General features: G+C 62.5%; 14 protein-coding genes and 1 other RNA gene. 7 read left to right on the forward strand and 8 right to left on the reverse strand.

What is annotated here, in order from left to right; translation table 11 throughout:
• Nucleotides 1–36: 36 nt before the first annotated feature.
• Nucleotides 37–2,673 (reverse strand): DNA gyrase subunit A, encoded by a 2,637-nt coding sequence (gene gyrA, locus HWY05_RS13135; protein ID WP_176058630.1) that lies wholly within the window; start codon nt 2,671–2,673, stop codon nt 37–39.
• Between the two features lie 476 nt (nt 2,674–3,149).
• Here gyrA and ompA point away from each other — a divergent pair, with 476 nt between their 5' ends.
• The 4 genes from ompA (at nt 3,150) to ssrA (ending at nt 6,004) form a co-directional block, all read left to right on the forward strand.
• Nucleotides 3,150–3,797 carry an outer membrane protein OmpA gene (ompA, locus tag HWY05_RS13140; protein WP_007180879.1) on the forward strand — a complete coding sequence of 216 codons (648 nt, stop codon included), beginning with the start codon at nt 3,150–3,152 and terminating at the stop codon, nt 3,795–3,797.
• Between the two features lie 264 nt (nt 3,798–4,061).
• Entirely contained in the window at nt 4,062–4,760 is a 699-nt protein-coding gene (ubiG, locus tag HWY05_RS13145; protein WP_035547584.1) for a bifunctional 2-polyprenyl-6-hydroxyphenol methylase/3-demethylubiquinol 3-O-methyltransferase UbiG, read from the forward strand.
• Nucleotides 4,761–4,791: 31 nt separating this feature from the next.
• Nucleotides 4,792–5,505, forward strand: coding sequence for a phosphoglycolate phosphatase (gene gph, locus HWY05_RS13150; protein WP_176058631.1), 714 nt, complete (start codon nt 4,792–4,794; stop codon nt 5,503–5,505).
• Between the two features lie 129 nt (nt 5,506–5,634).
• Nucleotides 5,635–6,004, forward strand: a transfer-messenger RNA (tmRNA) gene (gene ssrA / locus HWY05_RS13155).
• Nucleotides 6,005–6,121: 117 nt separating this feature from the next.
• Here the strand turns inward: ssrA and HWY05_RS13160 are convergent.
• From HWY05_RS13160 to HWY05_RS38630, 5 genes are all read right to left on the reverse strand, one after another.
• On the reverse strand, nt 6,122–7,681 hold the full coding sequence (locus HWY05_RS13160; protein ID WP_176058632.1) for a TolC family protein: 1,560 nt from the start codon (nt 7,679–7,681) through the stop codon (nt 6,122–6,124).
• Nucleotides 7,674–9,776, reverse strand: coding sequence for a peptidase domain-containing ABC transporter (locus HWY05_RS13165; protein ID WP_176058633.1), 2,103 nt, complete (start codon nt 9,774–9,776; stop codon nt 7,674–7,676). Before HWY05_RS13165 ends, HWY05_RS13160 begins: the two co-directional genes overlap by 8 nt.
• Nucleotides 9,777–9,778: 2 nt before the next feature.
• Nucleotides 9,779–10,972: an HlyD family efflux transporter periplasmic adaptor subunit gene (locus HWY05_RS13170; protein WP_176058634.1), complete on the reverse strand. Its 1,194-nt coding sequence runs from the start codon at nt 10,970–10,972 to the stop codon at nt 9,779–9,781.
• 119 nt (nt 10,973–11,091) lie between these two features.
• Nucleotides 11,092–12,045, reverse strand: coding sequence for a hypothetical protein (locus tag HWY05_RS13175; protein WP_176058635.1), 954 nt, complete (start codon nt 12,043–12,045; stop codon nt 11,092–11,094).
• A gap of 71 nt (nt 12,046–12,116) precedes the next feature.
• On the reverse strand, nt 12,117–12,242 hold the full coding sequence (locus HWY05_RS38630; RefSeq protein ID WP_279614171.1) for a hypothetical protein: 126 nt from the start codon (nt 12,240–12,242) through the stop codon (nt 12,117–12,119).
• A gap of 564 nt (nt 12,243–12,806) precedes the next feature.
• On the opposite strand from HWY05_RS38630, the gene HWY05_RS13180 reads away from it, so the two are divergent.
• Nucleotides 12,807–13,175, forward strand: a complete 369-nt coding sequence (locus HWY05_RS13180) for a hypothetical protein (protein ID WP_176058636.1) — start codon at nt 12,807–12,809, stop codon at nt 13,173–13,175.
• Nucleotides 13,176–13,281: 106 nt separating this feature from the next.
• On the opposite strand, the gene HWY05_RS13185 is transcribed toward HWY05_RS13180, so the two are convergent.
• Both HWY05_RS13185 and HWY05_RS13190 read right to left on the reverse strand, forming a co-directional pair.
• The gene (locus HWY05_RS13185) at nt 13,282–13,548 is read right to left on the reverse strand and encodes a hypothetical protein (RefSeq protein ID WP_035547600.1); all 267 of its coding nucleotides are present in this window, start codon (nt 13,546–13,548) and stop codon (nt 13,282–13,284) included.
• Between the two features lie 109 nt (nt 13,549–13,657).
• Entirely contained in the window at nt 13,658–14,734 is a 1,077-nt protein-coding gene (locus HWY05_RS13190; protein ID WP_035547603.1) for a substrate-binding domain-containing protein, read from the reverse strand.
• A gap of 135 nt (nt 14,735–14,869) precedes the next feature.
• On the opposite strand from HWY05_RS13190, the gene HWY05_RS13195 reads away from it, so the two are divergent.
• Both HWY05_RS13195 and HWY05_RS13200 read left to right on the forward strand, forming a co-directional pair.
• Entirely contained in the window at nt 14,870–15,355 is a 486-nt protein-coding gene (locus HWY05_RS13195; RefSeq protein ID WP_176058637.1) for an NAD(P)H-dependent oxidoreductase subunit E, read from the forward strand.
• The gene (locus HWY05_RS13200) at nt 15,352–16,941 is read left to right on the forward strand and encodes a formate dehydrogenase beta subunit (RefSeq protein WP_176058638.1); all 1,590 of its coding nucleotides are present in this window, start codon (nt 15,352–15,354) and stop codon (nt 16,939–16,941) included. The genes HWY05_RS13195 and HWY05_RS13200 overlap by 4 nt, the downstream gene beginning before the upstream one ends.
• The last annotated feature ends 9 nt before the right edge of the window (nt 16,942–16,950 follow it).

Consider the following 16,950-nt stretch of genomic DNA (forward strand, 5'->3'; position numbering starts at 1 on the left):
CAACCAATCACTGAGACTGAAAGCCGCCAACGCGGATCAGGCTGCCCCACCTTCGTCGCTGCCGTTTTCACCTTCGGCCGGACCTTCGGTGTCGCCTTCCACATCACCCTCAGCTTCCGCTTCAGCAACCTGTTGCAGACCTGAAAGCTTGGTCCCTTCGTCAAGGCTGATGAGTGTAACACCTTGGGTTGCACGGCCCATTTCGCGGATTTCCGACACGCGCGTGCGAATCAGCACGCCCGTATTGGTGATCAGCATGATCTGCGCTTCCTGATCGACCAGCGTTGCGGCGACGACCCGGCCGTTGCGCTCCGACGTCTGAATCGCGATCATGCCCTTCGTGCCGCGCCCGTGACGGGTGTACTCGATGATCGGCGTACGCTTGCCAAAACCGTTTTCCGTAGCGGTGAGCACCGACTGCTGCTCGTCGCCGGCCACCAGCAACGCAATCACGTTCTGGCCGTCTTCGAGCTGCATGCCGCGCACGCCGCGCGCCTCACGGCCCATCGGACGCACGTCGTTCTCGTCGAAGCGAACCGCTTTGCCCGAATCCGAGAACAGCATGACGTCGTGCTGGCCGTCTGTAATCGCGGCGCCAATCAGGTAATCGCCGTCATCCAGACCGACCGCAATAATACCTTTGCGCAGCACGCGGCCAAAGGCTTCCAGCGGCGTCTTTTTTACCGTTCCTAACGCGGTGCCCATGAACACGAATTTGTCGGCCGAGAATTCCTTGACCGGCAAGACAACCGTAATCTTTTCGCCTTCCTGCAGCGGGAAGATATTCACGATCGGACGGCCGCGCGAGTTCCGCGAACCTTGCGGCACTTCGTAGACCTTCACGCTGTACACGCGACCGCGGTTCGAGAAGCACAGAATGTGGTCGTGCGTGTTCGCGATGAACAGCGTGTCGATCCAGTCGTCTTCTTTCATGGCCGTGGCCTGCTTGCCGCGGCCACCACGCTTCTGCGCACTGTACTCGGACAGCGGCTGCGACTTCACATAGCCGGCATGCGACATGGTCACGACCATTTCCTGCGGCGTGATCAGGTCTTCCGTGTTCAGCTCGGTCGCGTTCATCTCGATCTTCGAGCGGCGCGCGTCGCCGAATTCGGCTTTGATCGACGTCAGTTCGTCGACGATGATCGCCGTAATGCGTTCCGGGCGAGCCAGAATGTCCAGCAGGTCGGCGATTTGCGCCATCACTTCGCGGTACTCGCCGATGATCTTGTCCTGCTCGAGACCCGTCAGGCGTTGCAGACGCATCTGCAGAATTTCCTGAGCCTGGGTGTCGGACAGACGGTAGAGGCCGTCGGACTGCATACCGAACGCCGGATTCAACCCGTCAGGACGGTAGGCCTCGCGACCGCCGGCCGACGCGTTTTCCGACTCGGCACGCGACAACATTTCGCGCACCAGCGACGAATCCCACGGACGCGCCATCAATTCCTGTTTCGCGATCGGCGGAGTCGGCGCACCCTTGATGAGCGCGATGAACTCGTCGATGTTGGCGAGCGCAACCGCCAGACCTTCGAGCACGTGACCGCGTTCGCGCGCCTTGCGCAGCTCGTATACGGTGCGCCGCGTCAGCACTTCCCGGCGATGCGACAGGAAGCACGACAGCATTTCCTTCAGGTTCAGCAACTTCGGCTGGCCGTCGACCAGCGCGACCATATTCATGCCGAAGGTGTCCTGAAGCTGGGTCGCCTTGTACAGATTGTTGAGCACGACTTCCGGCACTTCACCGCGCTTGAGCTCGATCACGACACGCATGCCGCTCTTGTCGGACTCGTCGCGGATATCGGAAATGCCTTCGAGCTTCTTCTCGTTGACCAGCTCGGCAATGCGTTCCAGAAGTGAGCGCTTGTTCACCTGGTACGGCAGTTCGTCGACGATGATCGACATGCGCTGACCGCGATCGATTTCCTCGAAGTGCGTGAGCGCGCGCATCAGCACGCGGCCGCGGCCGGTGCGATAGCCGTCGCGCACGCCGGCGACGCCGTAGATGATGCCGGCGGTCGGGAAATCGGGCGCCGGAATGATCTCGATCAGTTCGTCGATCGTGGCTTCCGGGTTTTTAAGCAGATGCTGGCAAGCGTCGACGACCTCGTTGAGGTTGTGCGGCGGAATGTTGGTCGCCATGCCGACCGCGATACCGGACGAGCCATTGATCAGCAGATTGGGAATGCGCGCGGGCAGAATGGCCGGTTCATTTTCACTGCCGTCGTAGTTCGGCGTGAAGTCGACCGTTTCCTTGTCGATGTCGGCCAGCAACTCGTGGCCGATCTTCGCCATGCGGATTTCGGTGTATCGCATCGCGGCGGCGTTGTCGCCGTCCACGGAACCGAAGTTGCCCTGGCCGTCCACCAGCATGTAGCGCAGCGAGAAGTTCTGCGCCATCCGGACGATGGTGTCGTAAACAGCCGTGTCGCCGTGCGGGTGGTACTTACCGATGACGTCGCCGACAATACGCGCCGACTTCTTGTAAGCCCGGTTCCAGTCGTTGTTCAGTTCGTGCATCGCGTACAGCACGCGCCGGTGCACCGGCTTCAGGCCATCGCGAACATCAGGAAGCGCACGCCCCACGATCACGCTCATCGCGTAATCGAGATACGAACGGCGCATTTCCTCCTCTAGGGAGATTGGCAGAGTCTCTTTGGCGAATTGATCCATTATCCGTATCTTTTACGTGCCAACGCGACGAGTAAACGACGCCTTGGCGTAAGCATTGCAGGCGCAACGCATCACGCGATTCTAACATGCCGCGAATCCGCTCCCGACTCAGGCACGTATACCTATTAGAGGGTGATTGGAGAGCGCGTCCCGATGCCCCACTTTTGCGCCGGTCAGGCGCGATTCGTGCGTGGGGCAATCCGCCGCTCAGCCATGACTGGCGGAGCCTCCAGCGGATTGCTTCTGTTGCGCATGCACCACAATTGAAGGGCGATTTGATTGGGGGCAGATTTTTTTATCGTGGGAAGGGAACGATATGGCAAAATGCCAACGCACAAAGAGTTAGACACTGCTCGAAGTCTACACAGCACGCTTTTTTGTTCTACACCGATGTTATACTTCGAGCAATGTATGACTTGTCTTCGTCAACAGGCTCGCAGTAAACCTGCGGTAATCTCAATTTCGAGAGGAGAAATATGAATAAACTTTCAAAGCTCGCGTTCATTGCAGCTACCGCAGTTATGGCTGCATCCGCCATGGCGCAGTCGGTGCCGGCGTCGCGACAAGCTACGAACGACAACTGGGTGAATGGTACCGGCGAATACGTGTGGATGAACGGCACGAACGAACTTTGCTGGCGCGATGCATTCTGGACGCCGGCAACGGCCAACGCAAAGTGCGATGGCGCCCTGGTTGCCCAGGCTCCGACCCCGCCGGCTCCGGTCGCACCTGCACCGGCTATCACCAGCCAAAAGATTACGTATCAAGCTGACGCGCTGTTCGACTTCGACAAGGCAATCCTGAAGCCGGGCGGTAAGGAAAAGCTGGACGATCTCGCATCGAAGATCGGCGCTTTGAACCTGGAAGTCGTCGTTGCAACGGGTTACACGGACCGTATCGGTTCGGACAAGTACAACGATCGTCTGTCGCTGCGCCGCGCTCAAGCTGTCAAGGCATACCTGGTCAGCAAGGGCATCGAATCCAACCGTATCTATACGGAAGGCAAGGGCAAGCGCAACCCGGTCACGACCGGTTGCAACCAGAAGAACCGCAAGCAACTTATCGCCTGCCTCGCACCGGATCGTCGCGTGGAAGTCGAAGTTGTCGGTACTTCGAAGCAATAAGCTCCAAGTTACCGCAGTATCAAAGCCCCGCTTCGGCGGGGCTTTTTTTTATGCCTGTTTTTCCCGCAGATCGAAGGCGTGTCGAGGCGGATTCCCACGCGCAGATACACGCGTCTTGCAGATTCACGAGCGACCCCGCACGGCACGACGGCATGGATCGCGCCCCAGAACGACGCGGCATTTTGCCGCCCTGTCGCTCGACCTATATACTCAGGGTTTATCCTCGAGCGCCCGCTCACCGCTCTCATCGAGGCAGCTTCCGCTATGACCAACGCCGATCCCCACGAACTGCAGAAATTCAGCGACCTTGCACATCGTTGGTGGGACCCGAATGCGGAATTCAAACCGCTGCACGAACTCAATCCCATTCGTCTGAGCTGGATCGACGCTCATGCGCCTCTCGCGGGCAAGAAGGTGCTGGATATCGGCTGCGGCGGCGGGATTCTGTCGGAGTCCATGGCTAGCCTGGGCGCGCACGTCAAAGGTATCGACCTGTCGCACCAGGCGCTCGGCGTGGCCGATCTTCACAGTCTTGAAAGCGGCGTCACCGTCGACTACGAAGAAATCGCCGCCGAGGCGCTCGCCGCCCGCGAACCGGGCACGTACGACGTGGTCACCTGCATGGAAATGCTCGAGCACGTGCCGGAGCCGTCCGCCATTGTCGAAGCCTGCAAAACGCTGGTGAAGCCCGGCGGCTGGGTGTTCTTCTCCACGCTGAACCGCAACGTGAAGTCGTACCTGTTTGCGGTGATCGGTGCCGAATACATCGCACGCATGCTGCCCAAGGGCACGCACGACTACGCTCGCTTCATTCGCCCGTCGGAATTGGCGAGCTTCGTGCGCGCGGCGGAGCTGCGCACAGCCGACATCAAAGGTATCGTCTACAACCCGCTCAGCAAGCATTTCGCGCTGTCCGCCGACACGAGCGTGAACTACATGCTCGCCTGCCGCCGCGACGTCTGATTCGCCACGACCTGCCGACCCGAACCCATCAATGAGCGATCCCACGCCCCTGCCCCAACGCGAAGACAACGAGGATGCCTTAGGTCTTTGCCATGCCGTCCTGTTCGATCTGGACGGCACGCTAGCCGACACGGCGCCCGATCTCGCGGCCGCCGTCAACAAGATGCGCCACGATCGCGGGCTCGAGATGGTGCCGCTCGAAGACCTGCGGCCGCTCGCCTCCGCCGGCGCGCGTGGGCTGATTGGTGGGGCGTTCGGCATCGGTCCCGACAGTCACGAGTTCGCGTCGATGCGTGAAGAATTCCTCGCCAACTACGAGGCGGACTTGTGCATCGAGACCACGCTGTTTCCGGGCATTCCCGAGATGCTGGACGAGCTCGACGCCCGCGGCGTGCGCTGGGGCATCGTCACGAACAAGGTGGCCCGGCTCACTGAGCCGCTGATCGCCCAGCTCGGTCTGGAAGAGCGCGCGGGCTGCATCGTGAGCGGTGACACGACACCGCACTCGAAGCCCCACCCCGCGCCGTTGCTGCACGCCGCACGTGAGCTGGACGTGGTGCCGGAGCGCATCGTCTACGTCGGCGACGACCTGCGCGACGTGCAGGCAGGCTTCGCCGCCGGCATGAAAACAATCGCCGCCGCGTACGGCTATTGCGGCAACGACATTCCGCCGACGCAATGGCATGCGCAACACGTCGTTCAGTCGCCGGCGGAACTGCAAAAGCTCCTGCGCGACATCGGTTGATGTCCCAACGAATGCCGCAGCAAAGCGAACGCAGCGCGCCGCCGCATTCGCTTTGCCAATGAGTCAGGACGCGGCCGTCAATCTATTGTAAAATCTACGTTGGTTCAGAGGTTTTGAGCAACGAACCGCGGGGGCGACCTGGTTTCGACAGGGGTTGCGAAGCGGCTAGGGCATGTCGAGGACCCGTCACCTCGTTAATCAATGGGAAAAACGTAACTGCAAACGACGAAACGTTCGCACTGGCAGCCTAAGGGCCGCCGTCCTCTGCCTAGTTCACTGACGGGCTAGAGTCGCAAGACCGGTAGCAATACCGACAGAGGTCATATACGTCAGTTAAGCCTTGGTGGTGTCACGACATCCGGGTCGAAAACCTAGTGAATCGCCTTAGTGCAGCGTGTTCGTCCGCGTCGCTCGGGTTAAATCAAATGACAGAACTAAACATGTAGAACTAGTCGTAGAGTGCTTCTGGACGCGGGTTCGATTCCCGCCGCCTCCACCAGACATCGCGCACACCGCACCGGTGCCGCGCTTTATGAAAAACCCCGACAGCGTCGAGCTCTCGGGGTTTTTTGTTGCCGGCGTCCGGCGAGCGATTCGATGCAAACGCGCTGCGCGTTTACTGCTCCGTTAGCGTCGAGGCGCGCCAGGTTTGGAGTGCGTTTGCGGCGGCTGAGGCTGAGGCCGAAGGCGAGGCCCAACCGTCAGCGCTATGCTCGGGAATGGTCTGACCCACGGCCGCGGCACTGCTGGGCGGCCGCTCGATCGTCACAACTGCAGCTCTGTTCGCAATTGCATGTGCAGGAGCCTCATTCGCGAGCCCATTCACAGGCCCATTCACAGCCACGCTCGCCGCCCCACCACCCGCCCTCACCAGCAACCCATTCACCCGCTCCACCTCGTCAAAATCCAGTGCCGCCGTCGCAGCCTTAAGCTGCAGCAACGCCACAATCGTCGCGTAGCGTGCGCGGATCCAATCCCGCCGAGTCGAGTACAACGCATCCGACGCGCGCAACACATCCGCGCTGGTCCGGCTGCCCACCTTATAACCCACCTGAGTCGCGTCGAGCGCCGCGCGCGAAGTCCGCATCAAACGCGTCAGCGAATCGACCCGCGCCGCGCCGCTGCGAAAGCGCGACCAGTTCTCGCGCGCCGTCGCACTCGCGACGCGTTGCGCCGCCAGCAGTTCGTCCTGCGCCTTGTCTTCCAGCGCGAGCTTTTCGTCGACGATGGCAGTAGTATCGCCGCCTTCGAACAGCGGAATCGTGATCGACAACATCGCGGTCGTGGTCGTTGTCGGCCGGGAGTAGCCGGATGCGGCGCCCGCCGGCGTGTGACTCGCCGACAGGTTCACGACCGGCAGATGTCTCGCCCGCGCCTTCTCGACCTCCAGTTCCGCCAAGCGTCGGTCGATCTGCTTCAACTGCACCCGGAAGTCGTGGGTTTCGGCCTGCGAGGCCCAATTCTCGCCGTCCACTGGGTCCAACCTCGGCATGGCCGCGCTGTCCGACAGCCGCGACAGCGCAGCAAACGGCTGCCCCGTGAGTTGTTCCAAAGCAAGCCGCTTAAGCTGCAACTCGCTACGCGCGTCCTGCTGCTGCAACTGGGCCTGCTCGCGCGCCGCGTCGGCTTCCTGCAGGTCGATCACGGTCGCCTCGCCCGCCGCCTGCCTGCGGCGTAACTGGTCGAAATGCAAATCGAGGGCCATCGTGTAGTCGTTGGCGCGCGTCAGCTCGTCTTCAGCGGCAAGCTCGTCGAAATACGCGCGCACCGCCTGCACGATGGAGGACTGCTGAGCGCTCGCCACCTCCAGCACGCCGCGCGCCGCAATCACGTCAGCCTGCTTGTAAACCGTCCAGCGGCTCCAGTCGAAGACCGGCTGCGTCAGCGTGACGCTCCAACCGTTCTGCCAGTAGGTGTTACGCGGAAAACCTTCCATCACCGTACTGTTGTACGCGCGCCCCCAGCCGCCCGCGACTTGCGGCAAGAACCCGGCGCGCGCCTTGGGCAGCGCCTGCTGGGCCGCTTTGGAGCCCGCACGGAATGCCGCGAGATCCGCGTCGTGGTCGGTGGCCTGCTCGACCACCGTCGACAGATCGACCGCCGCAGCCGGCCTCGCCAGCGCGACACAGGCGAGCGCGATCAGCCAGAGCCAGCCCGGCACCGTGCGCCTAGTCATGGGCCATCACGCCCGCACGCGCCTCGCACACCAACTCGCCTTCGACCAACCGGTAACGCGTGTCGAACGCCGCCGCAAGCGACATGTCGTGCGTAATCACCACGACCGTTCGCTCGATGCGCTGCAACAAAGCCACGATCTGCCGCACCGACGCCGGATCGAGATTCGACGTCGGCTCATCGAGCAACAGCAGCTCACGTTGCTGATACAACGCGCGCGCAAGCAGCAGACGCTGCCGCTGCCCGGCGGAAATATTCGCGATCGTGTCGCTGATCACCGTGCGCGTACGCATCGGCAAACGCATTACGTCGGGCAGCAGGCCGACGTCGTCAAGCAAGGCGTGAATGCGGGCTTCGTCCGCGTTGCCGGCGAACAGCGACACATTCTCCGCAATCGAGCCATGCAGGATCAGATCGCCCTGGCGCATATGCACGGCGTGGCGACGGATTTCGTCGACGGTGAGGTTCGGCCACGCGATGCCGTTCAGCGTGATCTCGCCGTCCTGAAGCGGCTCAGCCGCCGCAAGCAGCTTGAAAAGCGTGGACTTGCCGCTGCCCGATGAACCCGTGATCACGATCTTGTCGCCGCGGCGAATGACGATATTCGCGCGCTTGAGCACCGGCTGATCCGACACGCCGTAGCGGAACGTGACGTCGCGCACGTCGATGCGCTCGAAGCTGCGCACCTCGACGGTTTTATGCGTGTCGGCAGGCGGCGTGTAGCGCTCCGCCTCGCAGTCGACGATGTCGCCGACCCGCGCCGCCGGCACGCTCAGCATGAAATACTCAAAGGCCGCGTTGATGGAACGCGCAAAGCGCTCCGACAGCAGCGACTTGTAGATCAGAAATGAATAGAACACGCCCACCGAGATCACGCCGCCCAGCATCAGCCGCGCCGCGAACCAGGTGATCGCGATCATGTCGGCGTAATTGACGAGCTTCAGGATCGCGTCGCGCGCGCTGCCGAGCTTGCTGTTTTGCACCAGCGCCGCGGTATACGCGCGGTATTTGGCCATGAAGATCGCGGTGCGCCGCGTCTCGCCCTGCGACAGCTTGATCAGCGACGCGCCGCGTATCGTCTCGATCAGCGTGTCGTCGCAGCGGGCCGATTCTTCCAGCACGAGCGCGTGGGTATCGCGCATTCGCGCAAACAGCGCGAACGACACGGCAACGTAGACCGTGAAAACCAGCAGCGCGATCACCGTGAGTTGCGGGCTCTGCACCAGCATCAGCGCGAGCGCCAAGGTGCCGACCACCATGTCGATACACAGCGCGATGGTAGTGCGCGTCGTGAAGATGCTGATTTCGTCCTGCGCCTTCACGCGCGCGAACAGATCGCCGACGTGCCGCTTCTCGAAGTACGGAATCGGATTGCGCAACAGCTTCAACAGCAGCCCCTCGGTCATGTTCATCTGCACGAAACCATGCAGCAGTCCGACGAGATACGTTTCGACGTAGTGGCTCAGCGCGCCCGCGACGAAAATACCCGAGAACGTCAGCATGAGCACGTTCAGCAGATTGAGGTTGTCGGCGGCGACCACGTCGTCGAGCACCAGATTGCCGAGATACGGCATGGCGAGGATCGCGAACTGGCTGCCGAGCGCCACGAACATCACCTTGGCGATCTGTGCCTTGAGTTGCGGATTCAGCGCACGCACACGGGCGAGCGCGGCGGGCACCCGAGACTTGTCGCGGATGCGCGGCATGAGCGGCGTCGCCGCGCATTCGAGCAGATAGCCGGACACGTTGGCCACGAAGGTGTCCATCGAAATGCGCCGGCGGCCGCTGGCCGGATCGATCACCTGGACGTAACCACGCCCGCACTTCTCGAACACCACGAAATGCGCGCCGCCGAAATGCAGGATCGAACCGCGCTTCACGCGCGGCAGATCGCCGCCGTCGAACCGGTAGGCCTGCACGGCGAGACCGAATTCGACGGCGACGTCGTAGAGGTCCATGAGCGTCAGGCCGTTGGCCGACACCGGCCTGAACGCCTGCAATTCGCGCACTTCCGTGGCCCGCCCAAGATGCGACAACACCATGGCGAGACACGCATAGCCGCACTCGGCGACTTCGTTCTGATAGATCGCACGCATGGTCAGCCTCGTAGCACGCGGAACAGCGGCGCGAGCACCCATTCGGCGATGGTGCGGCGCTCGATCACGATGCTCGCCGTCGCGGCCATGCCGGGCAGGATGTCGAAGCGTTGCCGCTCGAAGTGAAACTGGTCGCCGCTCAGCGTGGCCCACGCCATGTAGTCGCCGTCCGGACCGGGCGACTTCGACGGCGCGCCGCGCGAGATCGCCGAACGCACGGTCGTGCGCGAAATCGAGTCGATGCGCGCTTCATAGCTGCCGAATTTGGCGTATGGAAACGCGTCGAACTTCAGCCGCACGATCTGCCCTTCGCGGACAAAGCCACGTCGGCGCGAAGGGATGCGCAGTGCCGCGCGCAAACCGCCCTTTTCGCCGGTCGAGATGACGAGCGCGACGTCGTCCGGTGCAAGCGTGCGGCCCGGCACGAGCCCTGAAAAAGTAACCACGCCAGCCTTGGGCGCGGAAATCGTCGCGTCCTGACGGGTTTGTTCGAAGCGCACGCGAATGTCCTGCAGATCGCGGGCGTGGCGCGCCTCCAGCTCGTTGAGCTGGGCGCCGAGGCCCGTTTGCGTGCCGATCGCCGCGCCGAGTTCTGCACCCAGTTGCTGGCGACGCGCGGCGCCCTGCGCGAGCGCGACTTTCGCCTGATGCGTATCGGCCCTCGCCTGCTCGACCCGGTCCGCGGTGACGTAGTCGGCGACCGATTCGAGCCGCGTCAGTTTGCGGCCGGCTTCGTCCGACAGTTCACGGTTCTGCGCCAGTTGCTCGCCCAGCGCCGTGATTTCCGCGCGCCGGCTTTGCACGGCGACGCGTGCGGCATCCCATTGCGCGGACAGATCCGCTTTGCGCTGCGCGTATTGGGCTTCGCTCGTGCGAATCTGTTCGTCGCGCATCTGTTCGTCGAACGCCGGGCGTTGTTGACCGTCGCTCGCCAGCGAGAGATCGCGATCGAGCCGGAACAGCGCGGCCCCCTGCGCGACGCGCGCGGACGGCTCGACGTAGATCGCCGAAACGAGTCCGGTCAGCCCCTGAATCTTGACCTCGGCGGGCGAGACGATTTCCGCACGCACGTCCTGTTTCAGTTCGACGTCGTGGAAGAAGGCGGATAGGGTTGCGATCGCCATTAGCGACGATGTCGCATAAGCGATCCAACGCCACGAGACGTCCCTGAACTGCGGGAGATTGATAGGTTCCATAGCTTCATTGCTGCCGGATAGCGCCCGGCGCTGGTTCGATCCGCCAGGCTGCGGCGGGTGTGGTGTTGCACGGCTGCGTCGGTGTTGCCGTCGCAGTCGCCCTCGCCGTGCGGACGGGTCTAGCGGACTGGCGCGAACGCGTACATCGACGGATGTCCGGCGACTAGCCAGTCTGGATAGTTGTGGGTAACCGCCGTTTCGATGCAATGCGCGAGTTGCTGCACGGCATCAGGGGCGGCAAGGGGTAGCGGATCGAACAGTTCGGCACTGAAGCGCCCGCGTTCGAAACGCAAATAAAATGGCAAAAGCATGGCGCCGAATGGCGCGCCAAGCCGGAACACACCGTTGTGAATCCGCGCGTCACGGCCGAACAGGGACACGCCGACGGTTTCCATCGGATAGCGATGCAACGCGAAAGGCGGCACATCGGCAAACAACACCACAACGCCGCTGCGCTTCAACGCGCGGGCGACGCGCAGGCCAAGTCCGTTGCGGTCGTCTTCGCCATAGGTGTAGAGCACGTTGACGCCGGGAATAAGCGCGTGATCGTTGCCATACATGTCGCGCGGCACGCCGGACACGACCGCAATCGACTCGAGTCCGAGCAGCGCGCGCAATTCGTCGATGACGTAAATGTTTGCGTATTGCGACACGTAGTGAAACGGCGACACGATGACAGGACGCCCCGGTTCCTCGGCCTGAAGCTGGCGGATTTTCCCGGCCAGTGCGGCGGCGACGCGCTGCAGGTCGGGCCACGCTTCGCTACCGCGCGATAAGCGGCCGAAGTAAATACGTTGATCGATCAGCTTCTCGCGCAGATGTCCTGCGGCGACACGACTCTTATCGAGCGGCGCCAGTTGCAGCACATCTCGCCCGATCTCCAGGCGCGCGATACCTTGCCAACGCTTGCGCGCGCTGACGAGACCCAGAAACTTGCACACAACCGAGGCACACGGCTCAATAGCCGAAGGCGGCAGGCGAGCCATCAACGCCCCCCACGCGCTGCGCCACGCATACGCCAATTGGTTGCGTAGCAAAGTCAGTAAGGCTGACGCGGTACGCCTCGATTCCATCTTCAACTCCACAGCCCATATCGTGGCACTGGGGCGATCCTTCAGGAACCGCCCCAGTGCGCGCTACACGCTTACGAGCGCGTGTTCGCCGGGACCGGCGTGCTCTTCACCGGCGCCTGAGCCGGCTGCGAGTTGCACTTGCAGCAGCCGCCTGCAACAGCGGATTTAGCCAGTTCGTTACGATTGATTTTTTGCATTTGAGGTACCTTTTTGAATAAGTCGATAAATTAAATTAGCCCACAAGAATTTCTTAACTCCTGAAGCGAATAAAATCTTATCAGCATATTTTTTTGGTAGAAGGACCTTTGCTTTATTTTACAAATCCGACCTAACTCAATAAACCCATCGGGTCGTGCTACCCACCAAACGGGGAATTTTCATTCTCAATTAATTTCATTCAGACTCGCTGAACAAGGCTCAGGACGAAGGCATCGCCACCAGGAAGCGAGATATTTCCTCCAACCCCGGATAACGCGAGCCAATCACCAACCATTCCATGACGAAACAACCCAACCAGACATAATTAAAAAATTTACCCCGAAATTTCTTACAAATAATTAGAAAATTCGGAACATTAATTTTCACATTAAATAGTCACGCCAATGAAACCAGGCGCTCACGAACCCGGTAACGTCGTATGACATGGAATAAATCACCGTCCTGATCCGTTTAAGACTGGCACGCACGCAAACCGGCAGCGCGGGCATGACCCGCGCTGCACAAACTCGAAACCGTACGCGGTCAAACCAGGAGCCCACATCATGCGCAAGACACTCTTCGGCGTCGCCCTTGTCAGCCTCTTTGCCCTGCAACCCAGCGCGTTCGCCGAGGCGCCCAAGGCGGTCGACGGCCGCTTCGTCACCGCCGACGGCATGACGCTCTATACCTTCGACAAAGACACCACGCCCGGCGTCAGCGCCTGCACCGGGGGCTGCATGAGTTACTGGCCCGCCGCGGTGGCCGGCTCGATGGATAAGCCGTCGGGCGACTGGACGCTGATCCCCGCAGCGGACGGCAAACAGCAGTGGGCGTACAAGGGCCATCCGCTGTACCGCTACGCGGCGGACAAGCAGTCCGGCGATGAAAAGGGAAATGGGTTCAAGGACATGTGGCACACCGCCAAGCCCTGAACGGCCGCCGCGCGATAAGCGCACCGGTGAAACGCACGCTCAAATGAAAAACGCCGGCATCGAGCCGGCGTCGCATGACAAATCAGACGGAAAACCTTCTCCCGCGTTACTCGTCTTTAGGACATTGCAGGTTACAGCCGTTCGGGTCGCCATTGTCGCCGCGCTTGCGCATGGCCGACTTCTTGTTCGACTGATACTTGTCCGACGGCGCCGACGCAGCGAACGGCATTTGCGGATGCTCGGCAAGACGGAACTGGTCATTCAGGATCCCGCCCGGCACGCCGGGCGAATTCTGGGCGAACGCGACCGGAGCAGTGGCGAGAACCATACCGGTTGCAGCAACTGCAACCCATGCGTGAAGAAGAGCTTTCATAGCGATTGAGCGCGACGACTCGCGCGATTGAGGCGAAAACGAAAGCTTAGAGCGTATCGCAAACCGGCGCCATGCGCAGCGCCGAACCCACGTAGATGGTTACGGCTGCTTACGCCGCCACGCCGAGGCCGACTTCGAGGTCGACCAGCGTGCCGCATTCCTGCGGATCGTAGCCTTCGAGCTGATCGACGCTATGCCGGAACGCGGCGCCGCGCAGCAGCTCGATCACCGTCGCGAGCGGCGCGCGTTCCAGACGGCTGCGGTCGCAGGCGAAGTAATAGTCTTCGTCGACGATCGGAATGAAGTCGAGCCCGAAGTGATGCGCCGCCGGTTCCACGCCGAAGCCCACGTCCGCCATGCCGCTCGCCACGAACGCCGCGATCGCCGAATGCGTCAGCTCGGTCGACGCATAGCCATTCACCCGATCCGGATCGACACCGACTTTGCGCAACGCGAGATCGAGCAGCATGCGCGTGCCCGAGCCCGGCTGACGGTTGACGAAGCGGATGTCGTCACGCGCCAGATCGCCGAGACCGCCAATGCCTCGCGGGTTGCCCTTGCCGAGAAACAGTCCCTGCTTGCGCCGCGTCAGATGCACGAGCACATGGCGCTGCGGATCGAGCCAGCGCCGGTAGGTATCGGCGCACGCCGCGCGAAACTCGCCGCGCGGCAAGTGGAAGCCGGCCAGATCGCATTCGCCGCGCGCCAGTGCGCTGACGGCGTCGGCGCTGTCGCGGTATTTGATGTCGACCGGCAGATCGTGCGCAACCAGCGACGTGACGAGCGCAGCCACCGCGTACCCATGCGACGCAAAAATGCGCACGTCGTCGGCGGGTGGCGCGAGCCAGCGGTTCAGATCGCTCGCCACTTCGCTGGCGAGTGCCTGCATGTTGCCGTCGAGCCGTTCGCCGCATAGACGCTGCGCACGCAGCACGGCCTGGCCGAGTTCGGAGAGCACCGAGCCGCGGCCGCGCTCCTTCGCAATCAGCGGACCGCCCAGACGTTCTTCGATGCTGCGCAACAGACCCCATGCATGACGGTAGGACAAACCCTTAAGCGTGGCCGCCTGCGCGATGCTGCCGGATTCGTCCACCAGCGCGAGCAGCGGCACGACGTCCGACAGGCTGGCCTCGCGGCCGTCCGCACCCTTCACAACCAGCTCCGCCTGGCACTCGATTCTGATCATATATGCTCAACTCTTTCCTATTGCACGGGCTGTTTCACCCGCCTATTGTTCGGCTATCCCATATCGAATAAACAAAGCATAAGTGCACGCTTTATGAAATACAAGTGCATATATGACTTTTGGAGGAGCCCCCACTTGGACGATTCCCTCGCCGTCGCGCCGGATCAACTCGTGCAGCGTCACGCGCGTCCGGGCATGTCGCTGCTAGCTGTGCTGCATGCGATTCAGGACGAACTCGGCTATGTTCCGCCGGCCACGGTCGCGCCGCTCGCCAAGGCGATGAATCTGTCGCGCGCCGAGGTGCATGGCGTCATCACTTATTACCACCACTTCCGCACGCAGCCGGCCGCACCGGTCACGGTGCAACTGTGCCGCGCGGAAGCCTGCCGCAGCATGGGCACCGAAGCGCTCGCGCAGCATATCGAGGCGCGCACCGGTTGCCGCTTCGACGCCGAACACGAGCCTCACGCGACAGTGGAACTCGAATCGGTGTATTGCCTCGGTCAATGTGCGCTCTCGCCGGCGTTGATGCTCAACGGCACCTTGCACGCGAAGGTCACGCCGCACAAATTCGACGCGATTCTCGCCGCCGCCGAAAAGTGCGTGGAGGTGACGGCATGACGCGCATTTACGTTCCCTGCGATTCGTCCGCACTGGCGCTCGGCGCCGACGCGCTGGCTCAGGCGATCGTCGCCGAAGCCGCACAGCGTGGCATCGAAATCGAACTGGTCCGCAACGGCTCGCGCGGTTTGCTGTGGCTCGAACCGCTGATCGAAGTCGCAACGGCCGAAGGCCGCATCGGCTACGCGAATGTCGAAGCCGACGACGTCGCCGCCTTGTTCGACGCCGGCTTCCTGCAAGGCGGCGAACACGCGCGGCGCGTCGGTCTCGTCGACGAGATTCCGTATCTGAAGAAGCAACAGCGCCTGACGTTTGCGCGCATCGGCATCACCGATCCGCTTTCCGTCGACGACTACGTTGCCCACGGCGGCCTCGACGGCCTGCGTGCCGCCCTGCACACCGACGGCGACGCCGCCTGCGAAGCGCTGATCGAATCCGGCCTGCGCGGCCGCGGCGGCGCGGCGTTCCCGGCCGGCATCAAATGGCGCACGGTGCGCGGCGCGAAAGCGGCGCAGAAGTACATCGTCTGCAATGCGGATGAAGGCGACTCGGGCACGTTCTCCGATCGTCTGGTCATGGAAAGCGATCCGTACATGCTGATCGAAGGGATGATCATCGCGGGTGTCGTGACGGGCGCAACCGTCGGTTATATCTACGTGCGCAGCGAGTATCCGCATTCGATCGCGACGCTCGAAGCGGCCATCGCGAAAGCGCGCGCCGCCGGCTGGCTCGGCGACAGCGTGCTCGGCTCGGCGGCGCATCGCTTCGAGCTGTTCGTCGCGAAAGGCGCCGGCGCCTATGTGTGCGGCGAGGAAACCGCGTTGCTCGAATCGCTCGAAGGCAAACGCGGCATCGTCCGCGCGAAGCCGCCGGTGCCGGCGCTCGTCGGCCTGTACGGGCAGCCGACCGTGATCAACAACGTCATCACGCTCGCCACCGTGCCGTTGATCTTCGCGCGCGGCGCGGCGTTCTACAAAGACTTCGGCATGGGCCGTTCGCGCGGCACGTTGCCGTTCCAACTGGCCGGCAACGTGAAGCAAGGCGGTCTCGTCGAACTCGCATTCGGCGTGACGCTGCGCGAATTGCTGGTCGACTACGGCGGCGGCACGGCCAGCGGCCGGCCGGTACGCGCGGTGCAGGTGGGCGGCCCGCTCGGCACCTATCTGCCCGAAAGCCAGTGGGACATTCCGATGGACTACGAGGCCTATGCGGCGGTCGGCGCGGTGGTCGGCCACGGCGGCCTGGTCGTGCACGACGACACATCGAATCTCGCCGAACTCGCGCAATACGCCATGCACTTCTGCGCGCTCGAATCGTGCGGCAAATGCACGCCGTGCCGGATCGGCTCGACGCGCGGCGTCGAAGTGATCGGCCGGATCCGCAACGGCGATACGTCCACGCGCCAGGTGCAATTGCTGCGCGATCTGTGCGACACGATGGTGTCCGGTTCACTGTGCGCGATGGGCGGCATGACGCCGTTCCCGGTGCTGTCCGCGCTCGATCATTTCCCCGAAGACTTCGGTCTCGCCGGCGCGTCTTCCGACGCGTCCCCGAACGTGCCTCATCACGCGCCCAAAGCGGCCTGACCCAGGAGC

This window comes from Paraburkholderia sp. BCC1876 (genome assembly GCF_902833695.1).
GTDB lineage: Bacteria > Pseudomonadota > Gammaproteobacteria > Burkholderiales > Burkholderiaceae > Paraburkholderia.